The organism is Staphylococcus sp. GDY8P120P (genome assembly GCF_017892065.1).
GTDB lineage: Bacteria > Bacillota > Bacilli > Staphylococcales > Staphylococcaceae > Staphylococcus > Staphylococcus nepalensis.
This window is the reverse complement of sequence record NZ_JAESKI010000003.1, coordinates 38,076-50,521: the sequence shown is the minus strand read 5'-3', so window position 1 is coordinate 50,521 and position 12,446 is coordinate 38,076. Positions and strand designations below refer to the sequence as shown.

Genomic DNA, 12,446 nt, shown 5'->3' with positions numbered 1-12,446 from the left:
CGTATCGTTAAAGACATATCATTCAATTACTATATTTATTTTCATATTTTAGTTTACATAATATATATTATAGGAAGTTATATTAAAGTTAGGTTTATAGTTGTATTTACGATTTGAGATGCTTCTCCACTTTGTGATACTTAATTACTTAAAGTTTTATATCACTTTTTGAATACTAGTTTATCTGATTAGATTATTTGATGTCTATCTCTATAAGCTAATCAGATAATATGAGTCATTTTATTATGTTGAATTTTAAGTTAAATTACTATATGACTACAATGATTGCTTTTTTTATTTTAGTTTTAAATATATAATTGAATTCCTCATAAAAAAATCTCCATTAATAAATATCTGATTTACGTGGAGATTTTTGTGTTTACTATTTGAATTGTTATAACATTTCTCTTGAGTTTTAGATAAGGCTCTATAGTGTTTGTTGTTCAAAATATTGTTATGATAGATTTGCTGTAGCGTATTTAAGGTTTTAACACGACTTTAATATTGTTATCCTTTTTCTGGTCAAATATTTCATAAGCCTCAGCTGCTTCATCTAAAGGCATCGTATGCGTAATAATATCAGTTGGGTCAAAAGTGCCATCTTGAATCATGTCATATAGTTTTGGCATGAGATGGATGACTGGCGCTTGGCCTGTTTTTACTTGAACGTTACGGTTAAATATTAAATTTAACGGAAAATCGTCTGCTGGGCTGGCATATATACCTGTTAATTGAATTGTGCCAAATTTCCTTACTGCTTCAGCCGCCGTATCAATTGGACTTATCGTTCCACGTTGCGCTGAATTTGAACTTAAATTACGTTCAGATTCTTTTACTTGACCGTCCATGCCTACACAATCAATAACGACATCTGCGCCGCCTTGCGTTGTTTCACGAAGTAATTTTCCGATTTCTTTTTCTTCGTCGAAATTGTAAACTTCAACTTGATTATATTGTTTCGCGTGTTGCAGTCTATGCGTTACATTATCTATACCGATTACGCGTTTAGCCCCCTTCATTTTAGAGAATTTTTGGGCCATTAAACCAATCGGTCCACAACCGAGTATAACTACAGTATCACCTGATTTAACACCAGCATGTTCTACACTCCAATATGCAGTTGGCACTACGTCAGATAAAAAAAGTACTTCTTCATCTTTTTTATCATTATCAGGTACTACGAAAGAAGAAAAGTCTGCATATGGCACTCTAAGATATTCGGCTTGGCCTCCCCAGTGATTGCCGTGCATACTACCAAAACCAAACAAACCGCCATTATCCATTTTCCAGTTTATTGGATCTTGATTTGAATTGTCACATTGAGATTCCATATCATGGTTACAATAATAACAATCTCCACAACCGATATTAAATGGTATGACAACGCGATCGCCCTTTTTAAGTTTTTTAATGTCTTTACCCACTTCTTCAACGATGCCCATAGGTTCATGCCCTATAACAAATCCTGGATCCATCATTAAATCACCTTGGTGATACAAATGCAAATCCGATCCACAAATACCGGATGCTGTAACTTTAATGATTGCATCTGTAGTTGCCTCAATGCTAGGATCTTTGACTTGTCTTACTTCCATCTGTTTTTGTCCTTGAAAAGTAACTGCTTTCATATTGCCACCTCTTTCTAATTTTTACTGTGTCACATAAATTTTTCCCTTATATTGTAATAAATAAACTTTAGGTTACTTTTGTTTATTATAGATTGGTTGGTTACTACGATAATAAGAGTTGTCTTCGTTATAATGTCTTCTTTATTACCGTTCGATTTAGTTTTGAAAATACGTTTTGCTAATTTTAATAAACAATTTTAAATTGAGCACTTAGGCAAGTGTCATCGTTAGCGTGGTAGTTTGTAGAAGGATGTTGCCCAAGAACCTTATTTGTTACGTTTATAAAATGATTTCAAATTTTGCTTTTAGTCATTTAATAGATTACCTTTGTTCGGTATAGGGTTTTCCTTGAAAATTTTAGCTAAATGAATGGTATTATATGCTAACATTTCTACATGTTTTTTTGTGAAGTCATTTTCGTAATCAATATCCATATATGAAGGGCCTGGACCAGCTTCGCCTACCCAATATGCATCGACGTTCGGTGGTATAGTAAACCCGATGTGAGATAGCGAATATAATATGGAAGTTGCTGCATGTTTAGCGCCATCTTCATTACCTGTAACTACGGCGCCGCCTACTTTATTATAGAAAATTGATTGACCTTGCTCATTTGTTAAACTGCTACTGCCATATAACCGTTCAATCGCTAATGTAGCAACACTACTTTTTTCTCCTAACCATAAAGGTGTTCCAATAATCAAAATATCCGCATTTGCAATTTTTTTAAAAATTTCAGGCCATTCATCTCCTTCGCCCATATCATCAGCTATGCCATATGAAATGTGATAGTCACTTAAACGAATGATTTCGCTGTTTACATTCTCTTTTTGATAAATTTCAATAACTTCTTTTGCTAAAGCTTCAGTATTAGAACCTTCATCTCCATGTTTCAAAGAGCCGTTTAAAATAATTGCATTTAACTTCATCATATAAACTCCTTTCTATATTACGATTTGTTTACCCTAAAATTGTAAATTGACAACATATATTATGCTATTAATTATTTCGCAGTTTTTATCTAACAATTAAGGGAATATAAAATTTATAGATTGAAGAAGTCGTAAAGTAAAGGAGGGATACATTGGATGCCATCGTTGTAGGTTTAGTCCCTTCACCAGGGATGCCAGAAAAAATCACGTCTAAGATTGTTAATAAATTATCTACAAATATCAAAGAAGAAAACAATTGGAATATAAATTTAAAGTTTGAAATAAAAAAAGACCCAATAACTGATTCTTCTGAGCATATAAATAAAGCAATGCATATCATTAATCGTATTAGAGAAGAGAAAAATTGGGATTATATAATAGGTTTAACAGATTTACCTAGGTTTTCAAAAAAGAAGACGATTATCTCTGACGTGAACATCAGCCAAAATTCTGCGCTTATTTTCCTCCCGAGTCTAGGTGCAATTAATATGACAAGCAAGGCACATAATATCATTAAAGACATACTCAATGATTTGCTTTCAAAAACAGCACAATATAATCCTCAGCACATTAAAAAAATGCATATAACAACAAACCTATTATCAAAGGTTAATAAATTAGATTTTAAAAATAAAAAACATGTTAGCAAACGCTATATTATAAATTCTAGAATGATTGGGAAAATGCAGACTATTAGCGGGATGACATATTTAAACCAACCATGGAAAGCGATAACTTCTTTTACAAAGATATTATCCTTATCGTTTGCTACTGGTACTTATATATCTATTTTTCCCACACCTTGGCAATTAAGTGATAATTTCTCCTTAATTCGTTTTATCATGCTTACACTTATAGCTATTATTGGTATGGTTGTTTGGTTAATGTATACCCATAATTTATGGGAACCTAAAGCTTCAGCTAATAAGCGTAAATACAGATTTATATACAATATCACTACTTTTACAACATTAAGTGTCGTAACCATTACAAATTATTTAATATTATATATAATGTTGACTTTAATGATTGTATTTTTTATACCAGAAACGTTGTTCACTATGTGGGGAAAAGCTAACCCTGAGCATTCAGTCCTCAATTATTTAAAGTTAAGTTGGTTTATTACTTCATTGGGCGTGATAGTGGGTGCTTTCGGTTCTACAATGCAGAAAAAAGAAAAAATCAGAAAAATCACTTATTCTTATAGACAATTAAATAGATACTATAGAGCCAAATCTTCAAATAAGAAATAATATAAAGTGAGGTGTTCATAGTGAATAAAAAAATTTTAGGCCTAGTTGTTTCACCTGGAGAGGCCGAAAAAAAGGTGAACACATTAATTGATATGATTCCTTGTGCTTTAAAAGAAGTAAGTCAAAACACAGAAGAATGGCAGGTTCAAACCATCGTTGATTCCTTAACAGGATCTGCTGAATCTATTAATGAGATATTCCAAAAAATAAATGCGCATACTAAAAAAAATGCTTGGGACGTTACCATTGGAATCACAGACTTACCAATATTTCATGAAGGCAAAGTAGTTAACGCTGATATAAATGAAAAAAATGATGTTATTTTAATTTCGCTCCCTTCTTTAGGATGGAAACTTAAAAAGAACGTTATAAAACAGTTAATTATTAAAATGGCCTTAACTATAAGTGAAAGTGATAATGATTCTAATAATAAACGAAGCCCCTCTTTCATAAATATATTTCCCCGAAATTATAAAAGTGTAAGGTTGAAAATTAAAGAAACGGATAGCTTCCATACACGTTTTATATTAGGTTCTAAAATAAAGGGCTATATGCGTATACTTACGGGTATGACATTTATTAATAACCCACTTAATATGCTACAAACACTAAGCGGCGTACTAGCTATCGGTTTTACTACAGGTGCTTTTTGTATGGCATTTACTACAATGTGGCAATTAAGTTATTTATTTAATGGATGGCGACTGTTACTTGCTTCTGTATCTTCCATTCTAGGAATGCTCGCTTGGATCACTGTTTCCCATAATTTATGGGAAGTGCCATCTAAAAAAAACAGAAAGAAATTTAGGAAACTATATAACTTAACCACGTTATCAACTTTAATGAGTTCTATTTTAATATTTTATTTCATTTTGTTCCTTTTATTTTTATTACTTTCTGTAACTTTATTACCACCCAGTTTCTTAGGGCAAACTTTAGGCATTAAAGAAGGTATAGGTTTTACACGTTATCTGGATATTGCATGGTTTGCTTCTTCTTTAGCTACAGTTGTCGGCGCTATTGGAATTGGGTTATCTGATGAAAAACTTGTATTAGAAAGCACATATGGTTATCGACAAAAAAATAGGTATAGAGTTTTAAGAAATAGAAAAAAACGTTGATCATTATCTTAAAAAATAATATTTCGAGGGTGTTTTCTTTCAGAATTTTGAAGTCTTGAATTTGGTAAGAGAAACATATTAAAAAGAAACGAAAACACTGAAATTTCGCATAATAATGATTGGAATTTATAGTTGTTTTATATGAACTAAAACTGATACGCAAGTGTAAAACAATAAAAAGATACATGTGCAACTACGCATATGTATCTTTTTATAAAATAATATATATCTTAAGTGTGATTTATAATTTTCAAAATACATTTTTTAATTTGTGATAGTCATGCAAAGCTTTAAAAAAAGAACAAATCATTAATATAATAATGATAGAAAAAGTTAAAGCAGTAATGATTAGCAAATTTTGTATAGACTGTATAACACCTGTATAAAACATGATGATAGAAAATAAGGCTAAAATCACCCTCAACGAACCTTCACAAAACTAGGTGGCGAGATAGAACCTTTCGTAGTTAACATTCTTAAAACATAAGTCGCTGAATCAGCTGAAGTAATAAAGAATATAGCTATAACAATCAATGTGAGCATGCTTAAAATAAAGCCTAATGGATAATGTTGTAAGGTAGCAAACGTTGCTGTTTCGGTAGCAAATCTAGTTATGTTTTCCACGTTGTTATTTTGTAAATAAATGGCTGAAGCGCCAAAAACAGTAAAGAAGAGAAAGCATATTATTCGTAAACACATAATACATTTTAATAGTTATACAGAAATTTTAACGAACCTCTTGAAACATTAAAAGTGGCTATTCTCATATGATATTTATGAAAACAGCCTAACTATTAACCATTATTTATTATTTATGATATTGTTAATTTTATTATCTATTTTAATGTACCAGTTTCTTGGCTTTTAACTTACAATAAATTGTTTTTGTCGTTCATAAGTTTATTATACTCACTAAGATATATTTTTTCCGCTTCTGAAGCTTTATCGTATGCGTTCATCGCACGATGCCATAACGGATAAATCGGTTCTGGTGTCGTTAAATTGCTAATCGCTTCAATTTCACTATTTGCTAGTTGTAGATGGTAAGACGCGATGTTATCTTTTAACTGCGCTTTAGTTCTTGCGGCTAAGACTATAGAATCTACATTAGGTCTATCTCTTAACCAAGCAAGCGTTACTTGTGCTACAGACACGTTATGGTTCAAAGCAATTTCTTGCATGACATTAATCAATTGATAAAATAATGCTTTATTTTTTATATAAGGTTCTGGCCAACCATCCCCTTGTCTTGTGCCAGCTTCTCCAGATTGAGTTCTATTAATTTTTCCAGTTAATAAGCCTTCACCTAAAGGAGACCAAATACTATTGCCAACGCCTAACTCTTTGCCTGCAGGCAATAATTCATATTCTGCCTCTCTTGCTTCTGGAGTATAGTAAATTTGTTGAGCAATCGGTGGCGCCATATTGTTGGCTGACGCTAGCGTGTGGGTTTTCGCTAATGCCCATCCACTATAATTAGAAACGCCCCAATAACGTATCTTTCCTTTTTTAATTAAGTCATTCATCACTTGGATAGTTTCCTCCACAGGGACTTGTCCATCCCATAAATGTACGTAATATAAGTCTAGATAATCGGTATTCAAACGTTTTAATGTTTTGTCGATGGAATGTTCAATATTAATACGAGTCGCCCCGCCATCATTAGGGTTTTCTGATAATTGTACGCCAGTTTTACTACTGATAATCATTTCTTCGCGTTTATTTCGGATAGTTTTTCCTAAAGTAATTTCTGACTCACCTTTTGAATATAAATTAGCTGTATCGAATTGGTTAATACCTTGTTCTAACGCATAATCTACCATATAATTTGCGGTTTCTTGGGTCATGCCACCAGCATTTTCGAAACCATTTGTACCTGCGAACGGAATTGTGCCTAAAGCATATTTTGAAACAGTTAACCCTGAATGGCCTAATAATGTATAATCCATAATTTAGCCTCCTAGAATAAATTGTATGGGCGTTTGATACTCTAGTTTATAATTAGATTGAAACAAAACTAAGAATGTATAAGTTTTTAGTAATATAAGCGTTACAAATACCATATATTTCAAAAGTCCTTATTACAAATAAAGGGGCTGTTCCCACTTCTCAAGTGTGAAAACAGCCACACATTTATATATTTAAGCAACTAGTTGAAAAGTACATGCAAATGTTACATTCTAAATTTCCTCTTGTACTACCAATTTATTGATAATATCCAGCAATTGATTTAACTTCTAAAAATTCTTCAATACCATAATCTCCCCATTCTCTTCCTATACCAGAATGTTTATAGCCACCGAACGGTAAATTATAAGCTTGGCCTGATTCGTTAATTTCTATAATACCTGCTTCAATTGAACGAGCAACCTTATGGAGTGTTTCTTTGTCTTCACCGTATACATATCCTGCTAGTCCGTATTTTGTATCGTTTCCGATTTTAATAGCTTCCTCTAAATTTTCGTAAGTGATCACTGACATTACTGGGCCGAATATTTCTTCTTGGGCAATCGTCATTTGATTATTGACGTCACTAAAAATCGTTGGTTTTACAAAGTAACCTTGTTCAAGTTGTTCAGGTTTTCCAGCGCCGCCATATATAAGAGAAGCACCTTCATCGATTCCTTTTTCTATATAATTTTGTACACCGTCATATTGTTTTTGGTTGATCAGTGGCCCTAAATCTGTTTCTTCGGATTGTGGGTCACCCACTTTTAGCGTTGACATTTTTTCTTTTGCAGCTGCTAAGAATTGTTCTTTCATAGATTTCGGTATGATTGTACGACTTCCAGCTGTACATTCTTGCCCTGTATTATTTACTACTTTGCCCACAGCTGCTTCTGCTGCGCTTTTTATATCAGCATCAGCTAAAACAATATAAGGAGATTTTCCGCCCAATTCAAGCGAAACTTTTTTAAAATCTTCGCTTGCTTTTTCCATAATTTTAGCGCCAACGCCTCCTGAACCAGTAAATGACATCATACGTACTTTAGGATGTTCCGTTAAGGGATTGCCTACTCCTTCGCCATCCCCATTTACTAAATTGAAAACGCCTTTAGGGACGCCTACTTTTTCAAATATTTCTGCTAGGATAATCGCTGCGTATGGTGTTTCTTCAGAGGGTTTTAAAACAACTGGACAACCAGCTGCAAAAGCTGCAGCGAGTTTAAGTGAAGTTTGATTTGTTGGGAAATTCCAAGGTGTAATCAATCCAGCTACGCCAATACCTTCTTTTACGATTAAATTATCGCCACGTCGTTCTTCGAATTCAAAGTCATCTAGTGCATCTCTTGCTGCAGCAAAATGATTCAAGCCCATTTGATAATGTACATTTTCTGATACTTTGACAGGTGCGCCTAATTCTTCTGTCATAGCTTCAATCAAGTCTTCCTTACGATTTTCATATTCTACAACAATTTTCGACAATAAATCTTGACGTTCTTGTACTGAAGTATGACGGAAATTAAGATAAACATTATGTGCAGCTTCTACTGCTTTATCTACATCTTGCTTGTTACCTTTAGCAATTTCGCCCATTTTTTCTTCAGTTGCTGGATTGATAACGTTGATGGTTTCACCACTCGTACTTTCAATCCACTCGCCATTTATATATTGCTTAACTTGCATTCTCATCTTTCAACACATCCTCTTAAAAATTTATTATGCACTATCTTGGATGTTGAACTTAAATGCTAAGTGTTTACGGCAATGTTTATATTCTTGTTGGTCTTATTAATGGGGATTCCTTTTTGTTAATAAATTAAACATGGGATATACGGTTTAATAACGCTACTATTTTAATAATGTTTATGATTTTTCTATATCAATGTTAGGGTTAGAACCCTTGAGAGGCTTATTAGAAGTAGCTTTAAAGTAAATACCAAAAACAACTAATCCAATTAAATTAATAAATATTAAATAAAATGCTGGAGCTAAAGCGCCATTTTTTAAATTGCCTAGTATTGATAAAATAAATGGCGTAATCCCACCGAATATAGCTGTTCCAAGATTGTATATAATAGACAGGAATTTCATTCGTACATTTGTATGCGTGATTGCAGGCAATGTAGAGGGCATAACACCATTAAAAACAGATAACATGATTGCAAGTAGCATTATACCTAAGAAAATGACAAAGATATGGTGGCCGGTGTCCATAAGAAGAAATGCGGGTATTGAAAAACAAACGAAACTAGACAGCCCAAATGTAAGCACTTTTTTATTATCAAATTTATCGCTCAATACACCAAACATAAAAATAAATGGCAGCATCAATATTAATGCTATTGCATTGAGAATCGTAGAATATTGAGCATCTATGCCGATGTTACTTTTTAAAAAGGAAGGTAAATAGGTTAAGAACATAAAATTATTTACATTTAAAAATATAACCCCTATAGCCATTAAGGCAGCTTCTTTTTTATAATCTTTAAAAGCTTTTAAAATGTTATTTTCTGAGTCCTCTGTTTTATTTTTAAACGATGGTGTTTCATCTAATTTAAATCTTAAGTAAACGACTACAAGGCCAAATGGCGCTGCTAGTAAAAATGGAATTCTCCAACCCCATGTCTCTATTTGATTTGTAGTTAAAAAATATAAAAGTGTAGCTACGGTAATTGCGGCTAAAGCATTTCCTATCATAGTCCCCATTTCAAGTCCACTCGTAAGTCGTCCCCTTTTTTTATCTGGAGAACTTTCAACAATATAGGTCATAGCGCCACTATATTCGCCCCCTGTAGAAAAGGATTGAGCCATCCTTACCACTAATAGGAGTATAGGGGCCCATATCCCTATCTGATCCGAAGTAGGTAGTAAACCTAGGGCTAATGTAGAGGCAGACATAATCGTAATTGTAATGGTTAACACTACTTTTCTACCTTGTTTATCCCCAATGTATCCAAAGACGAGTGAACCGATTGGGCGCATTAAGAAAGCAATAGCAAATGTTCCAAAAGTAAAAAGTAATTGATTTTGGCTTGCCACATCTCCAAAAAAGTTATGGCTAATATAAGTTGCCAATTGCGCATATAATGCGAAATCAAACCATTCAATTGCATTCCCCATAGATGTTACAACTACTTTTTTTCTTACTTCTGAAGTTTTGACTGAGTTTTGAGCATTTTCCATGGTTCTCCTCCTTTTGCAAATTAAAGTAGTAGTGTTAATATATCGTTTTCGAAAAGTCAATGTATCCGTTTATTAAAAATTAATTAAGTTTTATAAATAATGGATGTTATTAATCGTAAAACCGTCACTAGGCACAGCTGGAATATCATTAAAATTAAAATCAAAGTTTTGTTCGGGTACGTCATAACTAATATATTTAATTAGATAGTGAATTGTAGCTTTCATCATAGACATTGTGACAAATTCTCCAGCACAACGATGTCTAAAATCATAATTACCTCCAACTTGCGGTATAAAATTAAATGGTGTTTGTTTCCAATTAATGAATCTTTCTGGTAGGAACGTTTCTGGTTGAGACCAGTCTTTTGGATGTCTGTTTGTTCCATATAAATCCAAAAGCGTTAGCGTGCCTTTTTTTAATTTAAAGCCTTCGTATTCAAAATCTTTTTGTACTCTCGCTACTGCGAAAGGGAAAAACGGATAATATCTTCTTGTTTCTTGTAAGAACATTTCTATATATTGATTACCCCCATTTTGTAATTGTTTTGCTGCTTCAGGAAATTGATGCATCCCTAACCCTATATTAGTTACCTAAACAGACACAGCTATCATAGGTCTTAATAAGTTTAAAATTTCAACAGCGACTACTTTTTCTTCAAGTAGTTCGTTATTTATATCCAAGTGCCAAGTAAATTGATATAAAGCACTGTTTTTACATGGGTTTAAACGAGCTAATCTAGTGTCATGAATTATATCTTTTATCCATGTTTCTGCATTTGTTCGCGCCCTTCTACTTTTCCAATGTTGTAATCCGACAGATGCCGCGTTTTCGAATAATTTAGATAATTGTTCAGCCCTTTTATCGATTTCATTTTCTTTTAAAGGGATTCCTGTCCATTCACAAGCTGTTTGTAAAAAAACTTTTTGAAGCTTCATACATATTAATGTTTTCTGATTCTGAAATATGATTAAAATATTTTTTCCAGTGTTTATGAATTGAGGTGCTTATTTCCTGCATCGCGTTATCGTTCATTAATCGCATAAACATATTTTTTCTTTGGCGATGCGCTGCTCCATCGAGACATTGAACGCCACCTTGCCCAAAAAGTGTTTTCTGGATTCTGATAGGCGCAGCATCACTTCTTTTGAATAAGTGGCTGTCATAAAATAGTTCTGCACCTTTACTTCCACTTAGGCAATATACTTTTTCGCCTAACAATTTTGTTTCAAATATATTCGTATTTAGTCTTTCGCTTCTATTAATTATAAAATAGTAACCTTCATTTAATAAACTTAAAGTGTGATCTAAACCGTGCTCTTTAGGTATCTTTTTCATTCTATATCCCCTTTCCACATCTGTTATTACCTTATATGTAAATTTAAAACAGCGACACACGGCAATATAAATTTTTTATCGTTTTAATTTAGAAAATCTATTTCGTTAATTTTTTTAAATGTTTAATGACATAATGCTTGGGAATAAAAGTAAAAAAGTGAATTTCAGAATTTTTTAAATTCATTACGAAAAAAATAAATGGTTTACTCACTCATCCTTAGTTTAAGTAGAAATTTAGTTTGTTTAAATCTAGGTTTCACATTATTCACTTTTGATTAAAACTTTATAAATACACGAGGTGGTATCAATGGCTTTTGAAACGAACGATTATCAAAAAATGAACAGTATGCCGTATGTTGGTGAACAAGCGCCTCATTTTAACGCGAATTCGACTCAAGGAAATATATCTTTAGACGATTATAAGGGTAAATGGTTTATTCTATTTGCACATCCTTCTGATTTTGACCCGGTTTCTACTTCAGAATTTGTAGCTTTACAAGTTGCTTCTTCAAAATTAAGAGAACTGAACGTTGAAGTTGTGGGTATTAGCGTAGATAATATAACTTCACATGTAGCGTGGTTAAATAGTATAGAAGAAACTTTCGATACACAAATAGAATTTCCTTTAATCGCTGATTTAAATAAACAAATATCAACAGACTACGGCATGTTATCTAAAGAAAGTAACGGTTCAGAAACTTCAAGAGTTATTTTTATTATTGATGAAGATTCTGTGGTACGTTCAGTTATAGATTATCCGGCTACTATAGGCCGTAATATAAATGAAATACTACGTGTAATCAAAGCTTTAAAAACAACAGATAAAACAGAACATGTTACACCTGCAAATTGGGAAACAGGAGATAAAATATTAGCTCCCTCTCCAAGTATTATTAAGGATGCTAAAAACCGAATGGAGAACCCAGATTACGAGTGCAAGAATTGGTATTATTGTGAAAAGGATAGTGACGATCATTCAAAAAGTATTTATAATGCTTTTTTACAAGATAAGTAATTTAAGTGTCTAACGTATAAATTTCAAAATTCAG

At 32.6% G+C, this 12,446-nt stretch carries 11 protein-coding genes and 1 pseudogene; 3 read left to right on the top strand and 9 right to left on the bottom strand.

What is annotated here, in order from left to right; translation table 11 throughout:
• Window positions 1-479: 479 nt before the first annotated feature.
• Complete coding sequence (locus tag KA900_RS02415) at window positions 480-1,628, bottom strand: alcohol dehydrogenase catalytic domain-containing protein (RefSeq protein ID WP_115342178.1); 1,149 nt, start codon at window positions 1,626-1,628, stop codon at window positions 480-482.
• A 305-nt stretch (window positions 1,629-1,933) separates the two neighbouring features.
• Window positions 1,934-2,560 carry a flavodoxin family protein gene (locus KA900_RS02410; protein ID WP_182478050.1) on the bottom strand — a complete coding sequence of 209 codons (627 nt, stop codon included), beginning with the start codon at window positions 2,558-2,560 and terminating at the stop codon, window positions 1,934-1,936.
• A 152-nt stretch (window positions 2,561-2,712) separates the two neighbouring features.
• Between KA900_RS02410 and KA900_RS02405 the strand changes: the two genes are divergently transcribed.
• Both KA900_RS02405 and KA900_RS02400 read left to right on the top strand, forming a co-directional pair.
• Window positions 2,713-3,813 (top strand): hypothetical protein, encoded by a 1,101-nt coding sequence (locus KA900_RS02405; RefSeq protein WP_115342176.1) that lies wholly within the window; start codon window positions 2,713-2,715, stop codon window positions 3,811-3,813.
• Between the two features lie 20 nt (window positions 3,814-3,833).
• Entirely contained in the window at window positions 3,834-4,934 is a 1,101-nt protein-coding gene (locus KA900_RS02400) for a 5,10-methylene-tetrahydrofolate dehydrogenase (RefSeq protein WP_107644507.1), read from the top strand.
• A 250-nt stretch (window positions 4,935-5,184) separates the two neighbouring features.
• On the opposite strand, the pseudogene KA900_RS02395 reads toward KA900_RS02400, so the two are convergent.
• From KA900_RS02395 to KA900_RS02365, 7 genes and pseudogenes are all read right to left on the bottom strand, one after another.
• Window positions 5,185-5,621: pseudogene (locus KA900_RS02395) on the bottom strand (BCCT family transporter); the annotation flags it as partial.
• A 182-nt stretch (window positions 5,622-5,803) separates the two neighbouring features.
• On the bottom strand, window positions 5,804-6,883 hold the full coding sequence (locus tag KA900_RS02390) for an aldo/keto reductase (protein WP_115342174.1): 1,080 nt from the start codon (window positions 6,881-6,883) through the stop codon (window positions 5,804-5,806).
• A gap of 256 nt (window positions 6,884-7,139) precedes the next feature.
• Window positions 7,140-8,567, bottom strand: a complete 1,428-nt coding sequence (locus KA900_RS02385) for an aldehyde dehydrogenase family protein (RefSeq protein ID WP_096809811.1) — start codon at window positions 8,565-8,567, stop codon at window positions 7,140-7,142.
• A 174-nt stretch (window positions 8,568-8,741) separates the two neighbouring features.
• Entirely contained in the window at window positions 8,742-10,061 is a 1,320-nt protein-coding gene (locus KA900_RS02380; RefSeq protein WP_096809809.1) for an MFS transporter, read from the bottom strand.
• Window positions 10,062-10,151: 90 nt separating this feature from the next.
• On the bottom strand, window positions 10,152-10,631 hold the full coding sequence (locus KA900_RS02375; RefSeq protein ID WP_115342173.1) for a cytochrome P450: 480 nt from the start codon (window positions 10,629-10,631) through the stop codon (window positions 10,152-10,154).
• A 21-nt stretch (window positions 10,632-10,652) separates the two neighbouring features.
• Window positions 10,653-10,997 (bottom strand): cytochrome P450 family protein, encoded by a 345-nt coding sequence (locus KA900_RS02370; protein WP_115342172.1) that lies wholly within the window; start codon window positions 10,995-10,997, stop codon window positions 10,653-10,655.
• A complete protein-coding gene (locus KA900_RS02365) occupies window positions 10,960-11,397 on the bottom strand; it encodes a cytochrome P450 family protein (RefSeq protein ID WP_115342171.1) in 438 nt (145 codons plus the stop codon). Before KA900_RS02365 ends, KA900_RS02370 begins: the two co-directional genes overlap by 38 nt.
• A gap of 307 nt (window positions 11,398-11,704) precedes the next feature.
• Here KA900_RS02365 and KA900_RS02360 point away from each other — a divergent pair, with 307 nt between their 5' ends.
• Window positions 11,705-12,412: a peroxiredoxin gene (locus tag KA900_RS02360; RefSeq protein WP_096809803.1), complete on the top strand. Its 708-nt coding sequence runs from the start codon at window positions 11,705-11,707 to the stop codon at window positions 12,410-12,412.
• The last annotated feature ends 34 nt before the right edge of the window (window positions 12,413-12,446 follow it).